Genomic DNA, 21,759 nt, shown 5'->3' on the forward strand with positions numbered 1-21,759 from the left:
TTACTCCTCATCCAGGGCGGCGGCAACCTCGACCAGCCCGGCCAGATTGAACCGCTCCGGCAGCTTGCCGGCCACCGTGCGCTCGACGCGCTCGGCCACGGCGTCCAGCGCCACCTGATCCATCACTTCGCCGGCAAAGGCCAGGGTCAGCAAGCCGCGGGCGGTCTCTTCGCCGATGCCCCGAGCCCGCAGCGCGAAGATGGCTTCTTCGTCGAGCTGGCCAGTGGTGGCCCCGTGGGAGCATTTGACGTCGTCGGCGTAAATCTCGAGTTCCGGCTTGGTGTCGATCTCGGCACGGTCGGAGAGCAGCAGGTTGGCGTTGCTCTGGTGCGCTTCGATCTTCTGGCTGTCGCGGCGCACGACCACCTTGCCATTGAAGACGCCATGGGCCCGATCGCCGAGAATGCCCTTGTAATTCTCGTTGGAGAAGGTGTGGGGCGCGTTGTGATTGACCAGGGTGTGGTTGTCGACGTGCTGGCGACCCTGGGCGAAGAACAGACCGAAGTAGTTGGTCTCGGCACCCTGGGCGTTGAGCTCGGCGACGATGTCGTTGCGCACCAGCGAGCCGCCCAGGTTCAGGTTGAAGGACGTGAAGCGGCTGTCGCGCCCCTGATTGATATGCAGGCTCGAGACATGCAGGTCCTTGAGCGATGCTTCCTGCAGTTTGTAGTGCGTCAGAATCGCGCCACGCTCGAGCATCACCTCGGAGACCAGGTTGGAGAAGTTGGCAGCGCCCTCCTCGCCCACCTGGTGCTCGATCACGGTGGCCTGGCTACGTGCACCGGCTTCGATCAGCACCCGCGGATGACTCATCAGCGGGGTGGCATTGGCCCGGGACAGGAACTGCACCAGGATCGGCGTCTCGACCACCGAGCCCGGCGCCAGGCGAATCACCGCACCCTCTTCGGCGAAGGCGGTATTGAGCGCCGTGAACGGCGAGAAATCGACGCCGGCCAGGCGCCCAAGGGCACCGCCCACCGCTTCGTGGTTGTCGGCCAGTGCCTGGGACAGCGGCTCGACGCTGACGCCGGCCGGCAGAGCCGCCAGGTCAGACAGCTCGGGCGCAAAAATGCCGTCGACGAAGGTCAAGCGCAGCGCCTCGAGGGGCAACGTCAGGGCCGCGGCGGTCGCGGGGGACAGCGGTGCCACGTCCTGCGCATCCTGAGCCAGGGTAAAGTCACCGCGGGCGATGGCGCGCACATCGGTGTACTTGAAGGCCTCATCACGGCGGGTCGGGAAGCCCAGCGCCTCGAAGCGCGCCGCGCCAGCCTGACGGCGGGCGGCAATCCAGGTCGGCTCGGCGCCACGGCGCGTGCCGCGTGCGCTCAGTGCATCGAGAAAAGTCTGTTCGTCGCTCATGCCGCGGATTCCTCCAGGACCCATTCGTAGCCGCGCGATTCGAGTTCCAGGGCCAGCTCCTTGCCGCCGGTCTTGACGATGCGTCCGTCGACCAGCACATGCACCACGTCCGGCACGATATGATCGAGCAGGCGCTGGTAGTGAGTGACCATCAGGATGGCGCGATTGGCGTCACGCAGAGAGTTGACGCCGTCGGCGACCACCTTCATGGCGTCGATATCCAGGCCGGAGTCGATCTCGTCGAGCATGGCGAGCTTGGGCTCGAGCAGCAGCATCTGGAGGATCTCGTTGCGCTTCTTCTCGCCACCGGAGAAACCTTCATTGACGGCGCGCTGCAGGAAGCTCGAGTCCATCTTCATGAACTTGATCTTTTCCCGCACCAGCTTCATGAACTCCGGTGCCGGCATCTCGTCTTCGCCGCGGGCTGCGCGCTGAGCATTCAGCGCCGCCTTGAGCAGGTAGATGTTCTTCACCCCGGGGATCTCGACCGGATACTGGAAGCCGAGCAGCAGGCCAGCACAGGCACGCTCCTCGATGTCCATCTCCAGCACGTCCTTGCCTTCGAAGGTGATCGAACCGCTGGTTACCTCATAGCCGTCCTTGCCGGCGATGACCGCCGACAGGGTCGACTTGCCGGCCCCGTTGGGGCCCATGATGGCATGCACCTCACCAGGATTGATGGTCAGCGAGAGGCCCTTGAGGATTTCCTTGCCTTCCACCGTGACGTGCAGGTCCTTGACTTCGAGCATGTTGACACCTTGATTCGGTTCGGGCCGCCACGCGGCCTTTAAAGATTCGATGACGGATGACGTATCACAGGGCGTGCGGCGCTTAGCCGACGGCACCTTCCAATGTCACGTTGAGCAGCGCTTCAGCTTCGACGGCGAACTCCATCGGCAGCTCCTGGAAGACGTCCTTGCAGAAGCCGTTGACGATCATGCTGACCGCATCTTCCTCGGAGATACCTCGGCTCTGGCAGTAGAACAGCTGGTCCTCGCCGATCTTCGAGGTGGTCGCCTCGTGCTCGACGGTGGCGGTGCTGTTGCCAATTTCCTGATAGGGGAAGGTGTGAGCGCCACACTGATCGCCGATCAGCAGCGAATCACACTGGGTGAAGTTGCGCGCGCCCTTGGCCCGTGGGCCGATCTTGACCAGGCCACGATAGGACTGGTTGCTGCGCCCGGCGGAAATGCCCTTGGAGATGATGCTGGAGCGGGTACCCTCGCCGATGTGAATCATCTTGGTGCCGGTATCGGCCTGCTGACGGCCGTTGGTCACCGCCACCGAATAGAACTCGCCGATGCTGTCGCGGCCGCGCAGCACGCAGGACGGGTACTTCCAGGTGATCGCCGAGCCGGTCTCGACCTGGGTCCAACTGATACGCGAGCGGTCGCCGCGGCAATCACCGCGCTTGGTCACGAAGTTGTAGATACCGCCCTTGCCATCTTCATCGCCCGGGTACCAGTTCTGCACCGTGGAGTACTTGATGTAGGCATCTTCCAGCGCCACCAGTTCGACCACCGCTGCGTGCAGCTGGTTTTCATCACGCTGAGGCGCGGTGCAGCCCTCGAGATAGGAGACCTGGGCCTGCTTCTCGCAGATGATCAGGGTGCGCTCGAACTGCCCGGTGTTGGCGGCGTTGATACGGAAATAGGTGGAAAGCTCCATCGGGCAGGTCACGCCTTCCGGCACGAAGACGAAGGAACCGTCGGTGAAGACCGCGGAGTTGAGCGCCGCGAAGTAGTTGTCTGCAGCTGGCACCACGCTGCCCAGGTACTGCTTGATCAGCTCCGGGTAATCGCGGATGGCCTCCGAGATCGAGCAGAAGATCACCCCGGCCTCGGCCAGCTTGTCCTTGAAGGTGGTGGTCACGGACACCGAGTCGAAGACCGCGTCCACGGCGACGCCCGCCAGTGCGGCCCGCTCGTGCAGCGGAATGCCCAGCTTCTCGTAGGTTTCGAGCAGCTTGGGATCGACCTCGTCGAGGCTCTGCGGACGATCTTCGTCCTTCTTAGGCGCGCTGTAGTAGGAGATCGCCTGGTAGTCGATGGGAGGATAATCCAGATGCGCCCAGGAGGGTGACGTCATCTTCAACCACTGATGGTAGGCCTTGAGACGCCACTCGAGCATCCACTCGGGCTCGCCCTTCTTCTTCGAGATGAAGGCGATGGTGTTCTCATCGAGGCCAGGCGGCATCGTGTCGCTTTCGATGTCTGTCACGAACCCTTGGGTATATTCGCGACGGACAAGCTGCTCCATTTCTTCACTTGCCATGGTCTGTCTCCTCCCGGGCAATTGGAATCGAGGAATCCGGGCGTTTTACGTTAGCGACCGGCCTCGCTGGCCAGGGTCACGGATTGAATGGGAAGCCTGACCGGCAACTTGATCGGCGTGGTTTCGGCCAGATGCGCCAGGGTCACGCTGTCGAGCAGGGCGCGCACGGCAAGTGACACCCGCTGCCAGTTGTCGGATACCCCGCAGGTGGCGGCCAGCTCGCAGTCGCCGTCGTCCTGACTGCACTCGGTCATCGCCACCGGGCCTTCGATGGCAGTGATGATATCGATGGCGCTGATCTGGGAAGCGGGCCGCGCCAGGCGATAGCCGCCCTGCGCGCCGCGCTGAGACAGCAACAGCCCTGCACGAACCAGCATCTTCAGCGTCTTGCTCACCGTAGGGTGCGGCAGCTGGACCGCCTCAGCCAATTCAGCGGCGGCATGCGGCTGCTCCGGATGACGAGCGATCTGCGCCATGACAACGGCGGCGTAATCGGTCAAACGGGACAGTTTCAGCATGGCGGCACTCCTTGAGCGCAAAAGCGCGGTGGCGGTCTGCCTGGCGAGGTAGCCTCGGATTGAGGACCATTTTAGTCCTGTATAAGCACGATGTGAAGCCTCCCTCCCGGTCCCGGCAGGCTTGTCGACGGATCGACGCACGATCGGCACCGATGGCATCAATAATGACAATTATTATCATTTGAGACAGGCCCGCTCCTCCCTAAACCGGAATGGGGAATAACCCGGCCCGATTGACCGACCTGATACGCAAATCCGGTATGCACGCCCGAAACGCAAACACCCCCGCCAGGAAGCCCGGCGGGGGTGTCATCAGTCGGTCAGCGCCCGGCGGGGCGCGCCCGATCAGGCGTCGAACGGATTACGCAGGACAATGGTCTCGTTGCGATCCGGCCCGGTAGAGATGATGTCGATGGGCGTACCCACCTGCTCTTCCAGGAAGCGGATATAGCCACGGGCATTGTCCGGCAGATCCTCGACGCGCTTGACGCCCAGGGTCGACTCGCTCCAGCCCGGCAGGTCGTGGTAGAGCGGCTCGATGGCCTCATACCCTTCGGAGTCCACCGGCGTATCCAGCACGTCGCCATCCTTGCTGCGATAGCCGATGCAGACACGGATGTTCTCCAGACCGTCGAGCACATCGAGCTTGGTCAGACACAGGCCAGAGACCGAATTGATCTGCACCGCATGGCGCAGGGCCACGGCATCGAACCAGCCACAGCGACGCGCGCGACCGGTGGTCGCGCCGAACTCGTGGCCTTTCTCGGCCAGGTGGCGACCGTGATCATCGAAGAGCTCGGTGGGGAATGGACCGGAGCCGACACGCGTGGTGTAAGCCTTGGTGATGCCCAGCACATAATCGAGATACAGCGGGCCAACGCCGGAGCCGGTAGCAGTGCCACCAGCCGTGGTGTTGGAACTGGTCACGAACGGATAGGTACCGTGGTCGATATCCAGCAGCGAGCCCTGAGCCCCCTCGAAGAGAATGTTCTCGCCGGCCTTGCGGAAGTCGTGGACCAGACCCACGGTGTCGCAGACCATCGGGCGCAGGTCCTCACCCATCTGCATGGCCTCGTCGAGCACCTGCTGGAAATCGACCGGCTCTTCACCGTGATACTTGGTCAGCACGAAATTGTGATAGTCCAGCACCTCGCCGAGCTTGGAGGCGAAGCGCTCACGGTGCTGCAGATCCCCAAGGCGCAGGCCGCGACGAGCGACCTTATCTTCATAGGCCGGGCCGATCCCGCGACCAGTGGTGCCGATCTTGGCCACGCCGCGCGCCTTCTCGCGCGCCTGGTCCAGCCGCACGTGATAGGACAGGATCAGCGGGCAGGCCGGCGACAGGCGCAGGCGCTCACGCACCGGAACGCCCTTGGCTTCCAGCTCGCGGATTTCCTTGATCAGCGCCTCCGGCGACAGCACCACGCCGTTGCCGATCACGCAGGTCTTGTCGTCCCGCAGAATACCGGACGGAATCAGGTGCAGGACGGTTTTTTCACCGTCGATGACCAGCGTATGACCGGCATTGTGCCCGCCTTGGAAACGCACCACCGCAGCGGCCGATTCGGTCAGCAGGTCGACGACCTTGCCCTTGCCTTCGTCACCCCACTGGGTGCCCAGTACGACTACGTTCTTGCCCATTGCTCTCGTCTCTTGATCAAAGAATCCGTCAATCGAAGCCTCATCGCCGGCCTCAGGCCAGGTGAGACACCTGCCAGTCATCGCCCATGTGCACCAGCTGGCGATCGCAGCGGTGCTCGGCGGGCCCGGTGCGCTGGCCTGGCAGGGCCTGCACCACGCGCTCGCCGGCCTCACGCAGGCCTTGCACGGCCTGGGCCAGGCCCGGGGCATCGTCGGCCGGGGCCCAGATACCGTCGCAGGGGGGCTGCTGTTCGTCCAGGGTCGCCAGTAGTTTGAGGTCCATCGAGAAACCGGTGGCCGGGCGAGCACGCCCGAAGGCCCGCCCAGTATCGTCATAGCGTCCGCCCTTGGCTAGCGCCTGGCCATAGCCCGGCACATAGGCGGCGAACATCATGCCGGTGTGATATTCATAGCCGCGCAGCTCGGCAAGATCGATGTAGATATCGAGCTGCGGGTCGGCCGCCGCTACGCCTTCGCACAGCGCCGACAGCTGGTCCAGGGCAGCAGCGACAGGCGCCGGCGCCTCGGCGAAAGCGCTTCGCGCCTCGTCGAGCACTTCGCGACCGCCGTGCAGCTCGACCAGCGCGAGGAACATCTCGGCAAGCGCCGGATCCTTGACGCTTGACTCGACGCAGGAGGCCAGCTCGCCCGGTGACTTGAGCTCCAGGGCCGCGAAGATCGCGCGCTCCTCGGCATGCTCCAGCTCGGCAGCCTGCACCAGGCTGCGATAGAGGCCGATATGGCCCAGCGCCAGGTGGACTTCGCCGGCACCGGCCGCCTTGACGCTACCCAGCGCCAGGCGAAGGATTTCCAGGTCCGCCTCGAGACCGGCGTGGCCGAACAGCTCGACGCCAACCTGCACCGGGCTTCGGCTTCCCTGGTGCTGGTCAGACTTGGCCCGCAGCACGTTGGTGCAGTAGCAAAGCCGCACGGGTCCTTGGCGCTTCAATGAGTGGGCATCCATGCGCGCCACCTGAGGTGTGACGTCGGCACTGGCGCCCATCATGCGCCCGGTGAGCTGGTCGGTCAGCTTGAAGGTCTGCAGGTCGAGGTCGGTGCCGGTGCCGGTCAGCAACGAGTCGAGAAACTCGAGGGGGGGCGGCATCACCTGGTCATACCCCCAGCGATGGTAGAGGTCGAGCAACGCCCGACGAAGCTCTTCCATGCGCGCCGCCTGGGGCGGCAACACTTCATCCATGCCGTCGGGGAGCAACCAGCGGTCAGCGATGGTCATGTTCTGTCCTGCCAAGGTTGAATGGCCTATCCGGGCGTCGGCCGGGATCACGAAGCCTTTAGAAGGCCACGACTTCCGCGCCCCTCGGGTCGCATGGCCCAAGCAAACGGAGTCGCATGACCCGTGGGAACGCCCACAAAAAAACCGGGCAACGCCCGGTTGAGGGATTCTATCACGTTTGACTGTGTGATGAACCCTGAGCGGGGCGCTGATCGCCCCGCTCACTGCACTGTTCGTGCAGAATCACGCTGGCGCAGATTCACGCCACCAGCATCATTCCCCGCCTTGAGGTGACGGGCTCTTGAGGTAGCGGAAGAAGTCGCTCGACGGGTCGAGCACCATCATGTTGCCACCACTGCTGAAGCTCTCGCGGTAGGCATCGAGGCTGCGCCAGAAGGAGTAGAACTCCTCATCCTGCTGGTAGGCATCCGAGTAGATCGCGGCGGCCTCGGCATCACCCTCGCCACGAAGGGTCTCGGAGCGCGACTGAGCCTGCGCCAGCAGCACCTGGCGGCGACGATCGGCATTGGCGCGAATACGCTCGGCCTCTTCCTGGCCCTGCGCGCGCCATTCCCGTGCCTGACGCTCACGCTCGGAGCGCATCCGCGAGTAGACCGCGGAGGACACATCCTCGGGCAGATCGATACGCTTGACGCGAATATCGCGAATCGCCACACCCAGCTCGTCACGCATCAGGTTGTCGAGTTCCTTGGTCGGCGCGGTCATCAGGTCATCACGACGCTCGGAGATGATCTGCTGCAGGTTCAGGCGACCGAACTCGTTACGCAGGCTCTCGTCGACGCGGGGCTGAATCAGGCGTACGGCCATCATCTCGTCCCCGGCGGTAGCCTCGTAGTAGCGGGTCGGGTTGACCACCTGCCACTTGACGTAGGAGTCGACGATGACCGCTTTCTGCTCGAGTGTCAGGTAGCGGCTGGCGTCGGTATCCAGCGTCAGCACACGGGTATCGAAGGTCCGTACCGTCTGGGTAATCGGAATCTTCACGTGAAGGCCAGGCTGAATGTTCTCCTCGATGACCTCACCGAAGCGCAGCTTCACCGCGCGCTGGGTTTCATCGACGATGTACAGGCTGTTGCTGGCCAACCAGGCGACGGCTGCGAGGCCGCCGACGATCAGCAGGGAGCGATTATTGATCATTACCGGCCCTCCCTCTGGATACCGCTGGTGCTATTGCTGGAACTTGAACTGCGATTGGACTGCTGGCCCTGGCCACGCAGGCGCTCCAGCAGCTGAGGGTCGACATTCTGAGCATTGGCATCCTGGTTGTTCTGGCCGTTCTGCCCCGACTTGCTGCCTGAACGCAGCTGATCCAGCGGCAGGTACATCATCGGGCTCGAATCGGCATCGACCAGCACCTTGTCGGTACGGCCCAAGACGTCGCTCATGGTGTCGAGGTAGAGACGCTCACGCATCACGCCCGGTGCACCCTTGTACTGGGTCAGCAGCGAGTTGAAGCGGTTGGCCTTACCCTGAGCCTCGGCTACTACCGATTCGCGATAGCCCTGGCCCTGTTCGAGCAGACGCTGTGCCTGACCCTGAGCCGCGGGAATGATCGCGTTGGCATACGCCATGGCTTCGTTGATGGTGCGCTGGCGATCCTCACGAGCACGAATCACGTCATCGAAGGCGTCCTGCACGGCATCCGGCGGCGCAGTCGATTCGATGTTGATGGTCTGCAAGAGCAGCCCCGTGCCATAGCTGTCCAGGTAGGACTGCAAACGGCTGCTTACCGCACTGCCGAGGATCTCACGTCCGGAGGTCAGGATATCGATCATCTCGGTACCGCCGACCACATGACGCAGGGCGGAGTCCAGAGCATTCTCGAGGCTGACTTCGGGATTGCGGACATTGAGCACGAAGTCACGCGGATTGGAGACCTGGTACTGAGCCGATATCTCGACGGAAACGATATTCTCGTCCTGCGTCAGCATCGACTGCGTCTGCGTCAGCGAACGCACACGAGTCACGTTGACCATGCGCACGTCATCCACCAGCGGCGGATTCCAGTGCAGGCCCGGCGTGACGATTTCCTGGAACTTACCGAAGCGCAGCACCACGCCACGCTCTGACTGGTCGACCAGGTAGAACCCGGAGGCTGCCCACACGGCCAACGCGATCACGATCAACAGACCCGGCAGAGCGAAGGTGTTGCGACGACCGCCTCCCGAGTTGCCACCGCCACCGCTGCGCTTGCCGCGGCCGCCCAGGAGGCTGTTGATCTTGTCCTGGAATTTCTTCAGGGCTTCATCGAGGTCGGGAGGCCCCTGATTGTTGCCTCCGCCCCCATTATTGCCGCCGCCATTACCGCCGCGTCGGCCGCCCCCACTCCAGGGGTCATGCTGCTTGCCTCCACCAGGCTCATTCCAAGCCATACGTATTCTCCACTCTGCGTTGACTGCGTCGAGGGTCGAGGCTCTCGCGCCTCGACCCGACATGCGATGCGATCGTCATGTCCTGTTCGGTGCCCCGGCCATCCCGCCGGCAGCGTTAAGCTGCCATCTTGCCCTCAATGACGGGTATCAGAAAACCCTCAAGGCTCCCAGACCGGTTTTTCCTGCTCTTCGGGAGGCAGGTAGGTCTCGGCCTTCTCGCCGAGGCGCGCCATCAGCTGCATGAACTCACGCCTGGGCAGGCGGATATCGAGCAGCGAGCGACCCTGCTCATCGAAATGCTCCTCGCGAACGGCACCCAGCTCATGCAGGCCGGCACGCAGCTTGCCCTGCTCGGGCGACAGCGCCAGAGAGGTGTCCAGCACGTCCTCGGCGAGGCACTCGGAAAGCGCCTGCTGCAAAAGATCGAGCCCCAGGCCCTGCTGGGCCGACACCCATACCGACATGGGGCGACCCTCGCCGTCACGTTCGATGCGTGGCGCACTGTCGAACAGGTCGATCTTGTTCATCACCCTCAGGCACGGCACCTCATCGGCACCGATTTCCTCTAGCACGCCTTCGACCTGGGCCACGTTGAGCTCACGATCCGGGTCGGCGGCATCGATCACATGCACCAGCAGGCTGGCCTCGGCGGCCTCCTGCAGGGTGGCACGAAAGGCTTCGACCAACTTGTGCGGCAGGTGGCGGATGAAGCCCACGGTATCGGCCAGCACCACCGGTCCTACATCGTCGATCTCGAGCCGGCGCAGGGTCGGATCAAGCGTCGCGAAGAGCTGGTCGGCGGCGAACACGCTGGCCTCGGTCACGCTGTTGAACAGCGTGGACTTGCCGGCGTTGGTGTAGCCCACCAGCGAAACGCTGGGGATCTCCGCCTTGGCGCGCGCACGACGATTCTGCTCACGCTGGGAGCGCACCTTGTCGAGCCGTTTATGAATCGACTTGATACGCCCGCGCAGCAGACGACGGTCGGTCTCGAGCTGGGTTTCACCCGGCCCGCGCAGACCGATACCGCCCTTCTGGCGCTCGAGGTGGGTCCAGCCGCGCACCAGGCGCGTGGACATGTACTCGAGCTGGGCCAGTTCGACCTGCAGCTTGCCTTCATGGGTCCGCGCACGCTGGGCGAAGATATCGAGGATCAACCCGGTACGGTCGAGCACCCGGCACTTCAACGCCTGCTCGACGTTGCGCTGCTGGGAAGGACTCAGGGCGTGGTTGAAGATCACCAATTCGGCGTGGTGAATCTCGCGCAGCTCCTTGAGCTCCTCGAGCTTGCCACTACCGATGAATGTGCGGGAATCGGGCCGGCTCCGGCTGCCCTGCATCAGGGTAGCCGGCTCGGCACCAGCGGAGCGCACAAGCTCGAGGAATTCCCCCGGGTCTTCGCGCTCCTTCTCGTCCTGGAAGTCGACATGGACGAGGATCGCCGTCTCTCCGGCGTCGGGACGTTCAAAAAACAATCAATACCTCGTGATCAGCTTTCCTGGGCCACCGCAGTATCCTGGGCAGGCAGGCGCACGTTGCGCGACGGCACGACCGTCGAGATTGCGTGCTTGTACACCATCTGGCTGACAGTATTGCGCAGCAGGATCACGAACTGATCGAAGGACTCGATCTGTCCCTGCAACTTGATACCGTTGACCAAGAAGATCGATACCGGAATGCGCTCCTTGCGCAGAATATTCAGGTACGGGTCTTGGAGGGATTGCCCCTTGGACATTTTGCTCTCCCTAATCTGTCTCTTAGCTGATGTCATTTTTATCGGCTTTGGCACGGTGCTTGCCGTTCCTCGGCACGGATAGTGTGCGGCTCGAAAAGTGCGAACCAATCCAACCATCTATCTTACGCTATGTCCCGCAGTGGCGCACGAGATTCAGAACCTCTTCGAGCGGGTCTGCGCCCTGGCTGTCGACCCAATGCAGGTCGGGCCAGCGGCGCAGCCAGGTCAACTGGCGCTTGGCCAGCTGACGGGTGGCAATCACCCCTCGCTCGCGAAACTCCTCCCGGCCGTAGTGACCGTCCAGATGCTCCCATGCCTGTCGATAACCGACGCTCTTCATCGAAGGCAGCCCCGGATGCAGATCGACACGCTCACGCAGGGCGGCGACTTCTTCGAGGAAATCGCCCGCCAGCATGGCATCGAAGCGCTGGGCGATACGCCAGTGAAGCACGGCACGCTCGCTGGGTGACACGGCGATTGACAACGTACGGTAGGGAAAGGTTTCACGGCGCTGCTCTCGCCATAGCTCTGTCATCGCTCGGCCGCTGATGCGCTGCACTTCCAGCGCCCGCATCAGCCGCTGGGGATCGTTGACATGGATGCGCTGCGCCGATGCCGGATCGACCTCGGCTAGCGCCTCATGCACAGCGGAAAGCCCGCCCTCGGCAGCCAGTGCCTCGATGCCGGCGCGCACCTCGGGATCGCTGCTCGGCAGGTTGGCCACCCCCTCGGTGAGGTGCTTGTAATACATCATGGTGCCGCCGACCAGCAGCGGAATGCCGCCGGTCTCGCTGATGGCTGCCATCTCGCGCAAGGCATCCTGACGAAAATCCTCCGCCGAATAGGGATCGGCCGGGTCGCGGATATCGATCAGCCGGTGCGGCGCCCGGGCGAGCTCCTCGGCGCTTGGTTTGGCGGTGCCAATATCCATACCGCGGTAGACCATCGCCGAGTCGACGCTGATCAGCTCGCAGCCCAGGCGCTCGTGCAGTGCCATGGCTAGATCGGTCTTGCCGGCGGCGGTAGGGCCCATCAGCAGGATCGCCAGCGGGCGGTTGTCCGCCTCGCCGGTCGTTGTCATGGCGTTCATCATTGCCCCCGCAGGAAACGCTTGTCGAGCTCGTGCATCGACATCTCGAACCAGGTCGGGCGACCATGATTGCACTGACCGCTGCGCTCGGTACGCTCCATGTCACGCAGCAGGGCGTTCATTTCGGCGATCGACAGCCGCCGGTTGGCACGCACGCTGCCATGGCAGGCCATGGTCGAGAGCAGCTCGTTGATATGGGCCTCGAGACGATCCGAACGGCCGTAGCGTTCGAGGTCGCCGAGCATGTCACGAATCAGCGGCTCGACATCGGCATCGGCGAGCAGGGTCGGCACCTGACGCACCAGCAGCGTCTCGGGGCCCGCCACGTCGAGCTCGACCCCCAGGCGAGTGAAGGCCTCGCGCTCTGATTCGGCGGTGGCCACCTCGGCAGGGCTCGCCGCCAGCGACACCGGCACCAGCAGCGGCTGCGCCTCGAGGGCATCGCCGTGCACCTGAGTCTTCATGCGCTCATAGGTGATTCGCTCATGGGCCGCATGCATATCCACGACCACCATGCCCCGCTCGGTCTGAGCGAGAATATAGACACCGTGCAGCTGGGCAACGGCATAGCCCATGGGCGGCGCTTGTGTGGCATCGTCTTCGGGCATCGGTGGTGCGGGCTCTCGGGCAGCTCTGACCTCTTCCCGCTCGGCGAGTGCCGTGCCGGCGGCCACGCCTCCGGGCGGCATGGTCTGTGGGGTCAGCAGGCTCTCTTCATGATCCGGGTGCAGAGCGTGGTAGCCGGCCATGAATTCGCGAACCTTATTGGCGCCGGGGTGGCGCTCGTCGCTTGACGGGCGCAGCGCCATCGGCTGCTGCTGCCAGCGACCGGCATCGCCCGACTCGCTTGCCCCACCGTCAACTGAGCCAGACTGAGACACGCCCTGGGCACCTCCCTCACCATCGACCGCAGACACAGCGCCTGACTCACCCGCCACTTCATCTGCACCGGGAGCATCGCTGTTGGGGCGCACCTCGCCAAGCGCCCGATGCAGGCTCGAGAACAGGAAGTCATGCACCAGGCGGCCATCACGGAAGCGCACCTCATGCTTGGTGGGATGCACGTTGACATCGACCACCGAAGGGTCGAGCTCCAGATAGAGCACGAACACCGGGTGACGGCCGTGGAAAAGCACGTCCCGATAGGCCTGACGAACCGCGTGGGCCACCAGTCGATCGCGGACCACCCGGCCATTGACGAAGAAATACTGCTGATCGGCCTGGGCGCGAGAATGCGTTGGTAGCCCTACCCAGCCCCACAGTCGCAGGCCACTGGCCTCGATATCCAGATGCAGGGCGTTTTCCAGGAACTTGTTGCCGAGCAGCGCGCCGATGCGACGCTCTCGGGATGCACCGTCATCACCGGGGCGAAGCTGGTGCAGGGTCTTCTGGTTGTGCCGCAGGGTCCAGCCGATGTCGAAACGCGACAGCGCCAGGCGCCGAAACCCTTCTTCGACATGACCGAACTCGGTCTTTTCAGTACGCAGGAACTTGCGTCGCGCCGGGGTATTGAAAAACAGGTCGCGCACGATGACCGAGGTACCGCGAGGATGCGGTGCCGGCGTGACCCGGGGCTCCATGCGCCGCCCCTCGGCCACCACCCGCCAGCCCTCTCGCGGGTCGTCGGTAACGTTTGAGGTCAGCTCCAGCCGTGACACCGCGCTGATCGACGCCAGCGCCTCGCCGCGAAACCCCAGGCTCGCCACCCCTTCGAGGTCATCGAGCGAGGTGATCTTGCTGGTCGCATGGCGTGCCAAGGCCAGCGGCAGGTCATCCTCGCTGATGCCGGAGCCATCGTCGCGCACCTTGATCAGCCGCGCACCGCCCGCCTCGAGCTCCAGCTCGATGCGCCGGCTGCCGGCATCGATGGCGTTCTCGACGAGTTCCTTGATCACCGAGGCCGGACGCTCGACCACCTCACCGGCGGAAATCTGGTTGGCCAAGCGCGGATCGAGCACCTGGATGGCATGCCTGTCTGTCATAGCATCTCTACAGTATATATCGACAGTACGTAACTACAGTACGTAACTACAGTACATAACTACAGCATCTGGAAAGGGCCACCTTGAGCCTCAGGAACGCGGTATACGCAGCACCTGGCCCACTCGGATATCGTCACCGTTGATCTGGTTGGCCTGCTTGAGCATGGCAACCGGCACCTGATGGCGGGCGGCGATTTCGGAGAGGGTGTCGCCGGGCTGGATGCGGTACTCATTGCTGGCCTGCCCCCGTCCCTGATCGCGCTGCCAGGCCAGCAGGCTGCCCGGTGGCGGATTGCGGGTGAAGTGCGCCTCGATGCCGGAGAAGACGGCCTGGGCCAGCTTGCGCTGGTGGGATGGGTCACTCAGGCGGCGCTCTTCCTGAGGGTTCGAGATAAAACCGGTCTCGACCAGCAGCGAGGGAATATCCGGCGACTTCAACACCACGAAGCCCGCCTGTTCGACCCGAGGCTTGTGCAGCGGATTGACCTGCTTGAGGCGATCGAGCACCTGCCCGCCGATGGCCAGGGAGTCATTGAGGGTCGCCGTCATGGTCAGGTCCAGCAGCACGCCACGCAGCACTTCATCCTTGTCGCGCAACGATAAGTTGCCGTCGACCCCGCCGATCAAGTCGGCGCGGTTCTCGCTGTTGGCGAGCCATTTGGCGGTCTCCGAGGTGGCGCCGCGCTGGGACAGCGCAAATACCGAGCTGCCCTTGGGCCTCGCACTCGAGAAGGCATCGGCATGGATCGAGACGAAGAAGTCGGCCTTCTGTTCGCGGGCGATGCGGGTCCGCTCTCTGAGCCCGACATAGTAGTCGCTGTCACGGATCATCACCGCACGAAAGCCCGGCGCGGCATCGATGATGCGCTTCAGGGAGCGGGCGATATCCAGCACCACATCTTTCTCGCGTGTACCGCGGCTGCCAATGGCCCCCGGGTCTTCCCCACCGTGGCCGGCATCCACCGCGATGATGATGTCGCGCTTGGGATGCGGCGCTGCACTGGCCTGGCTGGTCGCCTGGGCCGGCTGGGCGTTCTGCTCCTGAGCGCGGATCATGTCCTCGATCGGGTCTTTGACGGCGCTTTCGCCCGGGTATTCGAGATCCACCACCAGACGGTGGCCATACTGATCATTGGGACTCAGGGAAAAGTGGCGTGGCTCGACGCGGCGCTCGAGGTCCAGCACCACCCGCAGATCGTTGCCGGCTCGAACGCCCGTGCGCACCGCGGTGATGGCACTACCGTCGAGGTTCAGGGTCGCACTATCGGCCTGCAGTTTGCTGTCCGCGAGATCGATCACCAGCCGGTCAGGGTTTTCTAGGGTAAAAACGTCCGCATCGACCGGCGAGGACAGGTCGAACACCAGTCTGGCATGGTCGGGTGCCGCCCACAGACGCATGTTGTCGACGTCAGCGGCCAAGGCAGGCCCCGTCAGGGCGCACCAGGTTACTGCCAGCAGCAGCGCGGTGCTGGCCAAACGCTTGAGGTAGCGCCGCCCGACGCCTGAAAGGGTAGCAATCACATTCATGGTGTCGTCGAAACATCCTTATTGGGGGGCCAGTCGGCGAGCCGCGCAAGCACCACCCGCCCCCACTCGCTGTCGGCATCGAGCAAGGCACTGCGCCCGGAGGGCAACACCTCGAGACAGACACGCAGATCCGGCACCGGCAGCCAGCCGGCACCCCGGCTCGGCCACTCGATCAGGCTCAACTGGTCATCGCCCAAGAGGTCCCGGGCCCCCGTGAACTCGAGCTCCTCGGGATCGCCCAGCCGATAAAGGTCAAAGTGTTGAATATGGACGTCGCCGAGCTCATAAGGTTCGACCAGCGTGTAGGTCGGGCTCTTGACCGCACCCTTGTGCCCATACGCGCGCAGCACACCGCGAGTCAAGGTGGTCTTGCCGGCACCCAGTTCACCTTCCAGATGGACCTGCCCGCGGCCCTTGAGGGCTAGCCCAAGAGCCTCGCCGAAGGCGACCTGAGTCTGTTCATCCGGAAGTATCACGCGCATCGTTTGTCCTGCCATTGATCAATCGTCGCGCATAGGATGCCAGATCACCGGCCAGCAAACCACGCTCCCCGCCGGCCGCCGCGGCCTGATCCGCCGCTCGCGCGTGCAGCACTACGCCAAGCCGAGCGGCCGCCGACAGGGTGAGCCCCTGGGCGATCAAGGCCCCCAGCATGCCGGATAGGGCATCCCCCATGCCGCCACTGGCCATGCCAGGGTTGCCAAAGGGGCACACCGCCAGGCCCTTGCCATCGGCGATCAAGCTGCCGGAGCCCTTGAGCACCACCGCACCACCATAGCGATCGACCAAGGCCCTTGCCGCCGCCGGACGGTCGGCCTGAATCTCTGCCCCGCTGCTGGCAAGCAGCCTCGCCGCCTCGCCGGGATGCGGTGTCAGCAGCCAGTCCTCTCGCCTGAGCGAAGGCCAGAGGCTGACCAGCAGGGTCAGGGCGTCGGCATCCACCACCAGCGGCTTGCCAGCGTCCAGCGCCACCCGCAGCATGGCCTGACCCCAGGCACCAACCCCCAGCCCAGGACCCACGACCAACACCGTCGCAGCGCTCAACAGCCTGCCCAGATCGTTGGCGCTGTGTACGCCATGCACCATCACCTCCGGACAGCGCACAAGGCTCGCCGTGACGTGTTCAGGGGCAGTAGCCAGGCTCACCTTGCCGGCACCCAATCGTGCCGCGGTTTGACTCGCAAGCAGCGCGGCCCCGCCAAAACCCGGCGCGCCGCCGATCACCAGCACATGGCCGAAGTCACCCTTGTGGCTATCCTGGGCACGAGGCGGCAGGGCTGTCTCAGCACCCAGCCGCCAGGCCGCCGGTTCGATATCGTCATGATCAAGTGACGCGACGCCCAGCGACTCGAACTGCACCTCGCCGCAGCAGGCCGGACCGGCACCGGTCTGTAAACCGAGCTTATCGGCGATAAAGGTGATAGTCAGATGAGCCCGCACCGCCGAGCCCATCGCCGCCCCCGTGTCCGCCGAGAGCCCTGAGGGAATATCCACCGATAAAACCGGTCGCGCGCTAGCATTGATCGCGTCGATTGCCGAAGCAAAGGGCTCACGCACCTCGCCGGCAAGCCCTGTGCCCAGCAGCGCATCGACGATCAGCTCGCCGTCGAGCGCGGCCTGGGGCTGCCAGGGGCTGATGCCGACGCCCGCCTGGCGGGCCATCTCCACCGCCCGGCCGGCATCACCCTCGAGCGACCCAGGATCGCGAAGACTATAGAGTTGCACCTCGAGGCCATCGAGGGCCGCCAGGGCGGCGATCACATAGCCGTCACCGGCGTTGTTGCCGGCGCCGCACAGCACGCTCAAATGCCTGACCGCCGGCCAGCGCTGGCGCAGCCCACGATAGGCCGCCATGGCGGCACGCTGCATCAGCGCAAACCCCTTTATGCCCGCGGCGATAGTGCGCTTGTCCAGCTCCCTTACCTGAGCGGCTCGATAGAGCGGGCGTCCTGCCTCGTTCTGCATGCTTGGCTCCTCAATGACGACTTCCAGAGACTAGTGTAGGGTGTGGGCGCCTGTCGCCCCATCGGAACTTAAGCAGCTACTCAAGCCAACCTTAGTCGCCACGCTTTTCCGCCGGCTCAGCTCCCGATTAGCCCCGATTCAGCCACTCGTCTAGCCGTGACCCACGCCACATGTCGACCACTGCCTCCCAACAAGCGCCATCAGCCCAACAAGCGTCATCTGGCGCAAAAGCGCTATCCGATGCCGACCTGGCCGCACTCGCTGCCAAGATCAAGGTCTGGGGGCGCGAACTGGGCTTTCAGGAACTCGGCATCACCGACACGGACCTCTCCAGCCACGAGCGCTATCTCGAGCGCTGGCTGGCGGCGGGATATCATGGCGAGATGGGCTTCATGGAGAAGCACGGCACCAAGCGCACCCGCCCGGAAGAGCTAGTGCCCGGAACGCTGCGCGTAATCAGCGCACGCATGGACTACCTGCCCCCGGAGGTCGAGACCACCAAGGTGCTGGGCAAGCCAGACATCGCCTATGTCTCGCGCTACGCACTGGGCCGTGACTATCACAAGCTGATCAGAAAGCGCCTGGCCACCCTTGCCAAGCGCATCGAGGCCGAGGTGGGAGCCTTCGGTTACCGAGCCTTCGTCGATTCGGCACCGGTGATGGAGCGGGCCCTGGCACAGAAGGCCGGGCTCGGCTGGTTCGGCAAGAACGCCATGCTGCTCAACCCACAGGCGGGCTCGCTGTTTTTCCTCGGTGAGCTCTACACCGACCTGCCGCTGCCGGTTGATGCGCCCTTCGAGACCGAGCACTGCGGCAAGTGCTCATCCTGCCGCACCGCCTGCCCCACCGGGGCCATCGTCGACGACAAGGTCGTCGACTCCAGGCGCTGCATTTCCTACCTGACCATTGAGCTGCACGGTGCCATTCCCGAGCAATACCGGGAGGCGATGGGCAATCGAGTCTACGGCTGCGACGACTGCCAGCTGGTCTGCCCCTTCACCCGCTTCACCCGGGCCAGTCAGGAAGAGGACTTCGCGCCCCGCCATGACCTAGACCGCATCGCACTGACTCGGCTGTTCGCCTGGAGTGAAGAAGAGTTCCTGGACAAGACCGCGGGCAGTGCGATTCGGCGCATCGGCTACGAGCGCTGGCTGCGCAACCTGGCAGTGGGGCTTGGCAACGCGCCCTGGAGCGAGACCGTGGAGGCCGCGCTCAAGGCGCGGCTGGCCTACCCCTCAGATCTGGTGCGCGAGCATGTGCGCTGGGCGCTTGAACGCCAGCGTGACAAACGCGCCCAGCGGATTCTCTAGTCACAGGCGCCTCGCTGGCGCCGCCCTATCGGCGACGCTGAGTTTCTGCTTGCCTGCGACCTCTTACCAAACCTTTTTTGCCTGCCGGTTACTCTTCCTCGTCCCGCACCAGGTTCGGCGGCTGCAGGAAGGTCCGGCGATAGTGGGCAAGCTCGGCGACGGATTCGCGAATGTCATCCAGTGCCTGGTGAGTGCCCTTCTTCTCGAACCCCGCAAGAGCGCCCGGGTTCCAGCGCTTGGCCAGTTCCTTGAGGGTCGAGGGATCGATGTTGCGATAGTGGAAGAAGGCCAGCAGCTCGGGCATCTCGCGCTCCAGGAAGCGCCGGTCCTGGTGCACGCTGTTGCCACACATCGGCGAAGTGCCCGGCACCACGTGAGCGGCCAGGAATTCGAGGGTCTGGCGCTCGGCGGCGGCGGTGTCGATGGAGCTTTTCCTGACGCGCTCGATCAACCCCGAATCGCCATGGGTCTTCTGGTTCCAATCATCCATGCCATTCAACAGGGCGTCAGACTGATGAACAGCCAGCGCCGGGCCTTCCGCGATCAGGTTCAGCTCGCTGTCGGTGATCAGGGTGGCGATCTCGATGATGCGCTCGCGATTAGGGTCCAGACCGGTCATTTCCAGATCGATCCAGATCAAACGGTCATTACGCGGCGCGCCTTGCTCATCGGCCATGGTGGGGTGTCTCCTGGGTGGTTACAATGAAGGCCATTGTACAGACCCTTGGGCCCGCATGAGCAAACGCAAGTTAACCCGCCAGCAGCGCTGGCGCATCGAGAAGATCCAGGCCGAGCGCACCAAGCGTGCGAGCCGCCACGACGTCGATGACGACGCCGCCCTCGGCGCCGGCGAGTACGGCCCCGAACGCGAGGGTCGGGTGATCGCACACTTCGGCCGCAGCCTGGCCGTCGCCGCAAGCGAAGATGGCACCCACTACCGCTGCCACCTGCGCGCCAACCTCGAGAGCCTGGTCACCGGCGACCGGGTGGTATGGCGCCTGGGGGAAGAAGGCAGCGGCGTCGTGGTGGCGCGGGGTGAGCGCGACAACGTACTCGAACGCCCCGATGCCCGTGGTCAGCTCAAGCCGGTGGCGGCCAATATCGACCAGATCCTGATCGTCTTCGCCGTCGAGCCGGCTCCGCATGCCAACCTGATCGATCGCTACCTGGTGGCCGCCGAGGCCACCGGCATTGCGCCTGTGCTGGTGCTCAACAAGATCGACCTGCTGCCCGACGATGGCGGTGAGCTCAAGGCACTGCTTGACCGCTATGAAGCGCTGGGCTATCCGGTAGTCGAGGCGACTACCCAGCGCCCGGACGGCCTGGATGCCCTGCACGCCCGCCTGACCGAGCGAACCTCAGTGTTCGTCGGCCAGAGCGGGGTGGGTAAGTCCTCGCTTATCGACCGCCTGTTACCCGATGAAGCGCTGCGCATCGGCGCGCTCTCCGAGGATTCCCGCAAGGGCACCCACACGACCACCACCGCCCGCCTTTACCGGCTGCCCTCGCCTGTCGCGGATGACGGCGGTGAGCTGATCGACTCGCCGGGCATTCGCGAGTTCGGCCTGGGCCACCTGACCGAAGACGAAGTCACTCAGGGCTTTATCGAGTTTCGCGACCATCTCGGCCACTGCCGCTTTCGTGACTGTCGCCATCGCCAGGAGCCCGGCTGTGCCCTGCTGGCCGCCGTGGAGCGCGGCGATATCGAGGCGGCTCGCTTCGACAGCTACCGGCGCATCCTCGAAAGCCTCAACACCCCTGGCCACTGAATCAACACGCTAGGCTCCCGAATAACCGGCTACCGAGCATTAGAAACCGGCCCGGCGGCTGTGACATGATCCTGGCATTCCCTAATTCACCACGAGGCGTGACCCATGAGTTCCGAAGACAACCTGCTGCCGTTGATCGTCGAACCCGAGCAACTCGAGGCGCGGCTTGGCCACCCGGATTTATTGATCATCGATGTCCCGGCGAAGGCTGACAGCTACCTGGAAGGCCACGTGCCCGGCGCGGTCTTCCTCGATTACAAACATCTGCTGCTCGGCAGCGGTGACGTGCCCAACGACACGCCAAGCGTCGAGCAGCTCTCGGCGCTGTTCTCCTCGCTGGGGCTGGATCGCGACACCCATGTGGTGGCCTATGACGACGAGGGCGGCGGCTGGGCCGGGCGCCTGCTGTGGACCCTGGAGCTGATCGGCCACAACCGCTACTCCTATCTCAACGGCGGCATCCACGCCTGGCGCCAGCAAGAGCTCGCCACCGAGATCCAGCCTCACGAGCCTGTGCTCAGCCACTACGAGGCCGAGATACTGCACCCCGAGGTGAGCATCGACGCCGAGACGATTCAGGAGCGCCTGAGCGACAAAAACTTCGCCGTCTGGGATGCCCGTTCGCGCGCCGAATATGACGGCGAGAAGGGCCAGAACAAGCATCTGGGCCATATTCCTGGCGCGGTCAATCTGGACTGGCTCGACGTCATGGATCGCGACAACGCCCTTCGCATCCGCGACTATGCCGAACTCGTCACCGAGCTCGACGCCCTGGGCCTGACCCCTGACATGGAAATTGCCACCCACTGCCAGAGCCACCACCGCAGCGGCCTGACCTGGCTTGCCGGCAAGGCGCTGGGCTTCACCAAGATGCGCGCCTACCCCGGGTCCTGGAAGGACTGGGGAAACCGCGACGACACGCCGATCGAGCACTGATCGACACACTTCGAGCACCGGTCGAG

19 protein-coding genes are annotated in these 21,759 nt (G+C 64.2%); 3 read left to right on the forward strand and 16 right to left on the reverse strand.

Annotation, left to right across the window (positions count from 1 at the left end):
- From sufD to BCL93_RS07390, 15 genes are all read right to left on the reverse strand, one after another.
- Complete coding sequence (gene sufD / locus BCL93_RS07320; protein ID WP_112054610.1) at positions 1-1,359, reverse strand: Fe-S cluster assembly protein SufD; 1,359 nt, start codon at positions 1,357-1,359, stop codon at positions 1-3.
- Positions 1,356-2,108 carry a Fe-S cluster assembly ATPase SufC gene (gene sufC, locus BCL93_RS07325; RefSeq protein WP_112054612.1) on the reverse strand — a complete coding sequence of 251 codons (753 nt, stop codon included), beginning with the start codon at positions 2,106-2,108 and terminating at the stop codon, positions 1,356-1,358. Before sufC ends, sufD begins: the two co-directional genes overlap by 4 nt.
- Positions 2,109-2,190: 82 nt before the next feature.
- The gene (sufB, locus tag BCL93_RS07330) at positions 2,191-3,633 is read right to left on the reverse strand and encodes a Fe-S cluster assembly protein SufB (RefSeq protein ID WP_112054614.1); all 1,443 of its coding nucleotides are present in this window, start codon (positions 3,631-3,633) and stop codon (positions 2,191-2,193) included.
- A 50-nt stretch (positions 3,634-3,683) separates the two neighbouring features.
- Positions 3,684-4,151, reverse strand: coding sequence for an SUF system Fe-S cluster assembly regulator (locus BCL93_RS07335; RefSeq protein ID WP_112054616.1), 468 nt, complete (start codon positions 4,149-4,151; stop codon positions 3,684-3,686).
- 345 nt (positions 4,152-4,496) lie between these two features.
- Positions 4,497-5,792: an adenylosuccinate synthase gene (locus BCL93_RS07340; protein WP_112054618.1), complete on the reverse strand. Its 1,296-nt coding sequence runs from the start codon at positions 5,790-5,792 to the stop codon at positions 4,497-4,499.
- A gap of 52 nt (positions 5,793-5,844) precedes the next feature.
- A complete protein-coding gene (locus BCL93_RS07345; protein WP_112054620.1) occupies positions 5,845-7,026 on the reverse strand; it encodes an ATP phosphoribosyltransferase regulatory subunit in 1,182 nt (393 codons plus the stop codon).
- A gap of 273 nt (positions 7,027-7,299) precedes the next feature.
- On the reverse strand, positions 7,300-8,184 hold the full coding sequence (gene hflC / locus BCL93_RS07350; protein WP_112054622.1) for a protease modulator HflC: 885 nt from the start codon (positions 8,182-8,184) through the stop codon (positions 7,300-7,302).
- Complete coding sequence (gene hflK / locus BCL93_RS07355) at positions 8,184-9,419, reverse strand: FtsH protease activity modulator HflK (RefSeq protein ID WP_112054624.1); 1,236 nt, start codon at positions 9,417-9,419, stop codon at positions 8,184-8,186. The genes hflC and hflK overlap by 1 nt, the downstream gene beginning before the upstream one ends.
- 158 nt (positions 9,420-9,577) lie before the next feature.
- Positions 9,578-10,894: a ribosome rescue GTPase HflX gene (hflX, locus tag BCL93_RS07360; protein WP_112054626.1), complete on the reverse strand. Its 1,317-nt coding sequence runs from the start codon at positions 10,892-10,894 to the stop codon at positions 9,578-9,580.
- A 14-nt stretch (positions 10,895-10,908) separates the two neighbouring features.
- A complete protein-coding gene (hfq, locus tag BCL93_RS07365; RefSeq protein ID WP_092522408.1) occupies positions 10,909-11,154 on the reverse strand; it encodes an RNA chaperone Hfq in 246 nt (81 codons plus the stop codon).
- A 127-nt stretch (positions 11,155-11,281) separates the two neighbouring features.
- A complete protein-coding gene (gene miaA, locus BCL93_RS07370; RefSeq protein WP_112054751.1) occupies positions 11,282-12,235 on the reverse strand; it encodes a tRNA (adenosine(37)-N6)-dimethylallyltransferase MiaA in 954 nt (317 codons plus the stop codon).
- Positions 12,236-12,243: 8 nt separating this feature from the next.
- Entirely contained in the window at positions 12,244-14,226 is a 1,983-nt protein-coding gene (gene mutL, locus BCL93_RS07375) for a DNA mismatch repair endonuclease MutL (protein ID WP_112054628.1), read from the reverse strand.
- Between the two features lie 90 nt (positions 14,227-14,316).
- Complete coding sequence (locus BCL93_RS07380; RefSeq protein ID WP_112054630.1) at positions 14,317-15,753, reverse strand: N-acetylmuramoyl-L-alanine amidase; 1,437 nt, start codon at positions 15,751-15,753, stop codon at positions 14,317-14,319.
- Positions 15,750-16,235 (reverse strand): tRNA (adenosine(37)-N6)-threonylcarbamoyltransferase complex ATPase subunit type 1 TsaE, encoded by a 486-nt coding sequence (tsaE, locus tag BCL93_RS07385; protein ID WP_112054632.1) that lies wholly within the window; start codon positions 16,233-16,235, stop codon positions 15,750-15,752. The genes BCL93_RS07380 and tsaE overlap by 4 nt, the downstream gene beginning before the upstream one ends.
- The gene (locus tag BCL93_RS07390; protein ID WP_112054634.1) at positions 16,213-17,718 is read right to left on the reverse strand and encodes an NAD(P)H-hydrate dehydratase; all 1,506 of its coding nucleotides are present in this window, start codon (positions 17,716-17,718) and stop codon (positions 16,213-16,215) included. Before BCL93_RS07390 ends, tsaE begins: the two co-directional genes overlap by 23 nt.
- Before the next feature lie 170 nt (positions 17,719-17,888).
- Here BCL93_RS07390 and queG point away from each other — a divergent pair, with 170 nt between their 5' ends.
- Positions 17,889-19,028 (forward strand): tRNA epoxyqueuosine(34) reductase QueG, encoded by a 1,140-nt coding sequence (gene queG, locus BCL93_RS07395; protein WP_112054636.1) that lies wholly within the window; start codon positions 17,889-17,891, stop codon positions 19,026-19,028.
- Positions 19,029-19,116: 88 nt separating this feature from the next.
- Here the strand turns inward: queG and orn are convergent, their stop codons facing one another.
- On the reverse strand, positions 19,117-19,704 hold the full coding sequence (gene orn / locus BCL93_RS07400) for an oligoribonuclease (protein WP_112054638.1): 588 nt from the start codon (positions 19,702-19,704) through the stop codon (positions 19,117-19,119).
- A gap of 58 nt (positions 19,705-19,762) precedes the next feature.
- On the opposite strand from orn, the gene rsgA reads away from it, so the two are divergent.
- A complete protein-coding gene (gene rsgA, locus BCL93_RS07405) occupies positions 19,763-20,797 on the forward strand; it encodes a small ribosomal subunit biogenesis GTPase RsgA (protein ID WP_112054640.1) in 1,035 nt (344 codons plus the stop codon).
- Positions 20,798-20,902: 105 nt separating this feature from the next.
- Positions 20,903-21,733 carry a sulfurtransferase gene (locus BCL93_RS07410; protein WP_112054642.1) on the forward strand — a complete coding sequence of 277 codons (831 nt, stop codon included), beginning with the start codon at positions 20,903-20,905 and terminating at the stop codon, positions 21,731-21,733.
- Positions 21,734-21,759 lie beyond the last annotated feature (26 nt).

The organism is Onishia taeanensis, from assembly GCF_003268885.1.
Taxonomy (GTDB): Bacteria; Pseudomonadota; Gammaproteobacteria; order Pseudomonadales; family Halomonadaceae; genus Onishia; species Onishia taeanensis_A.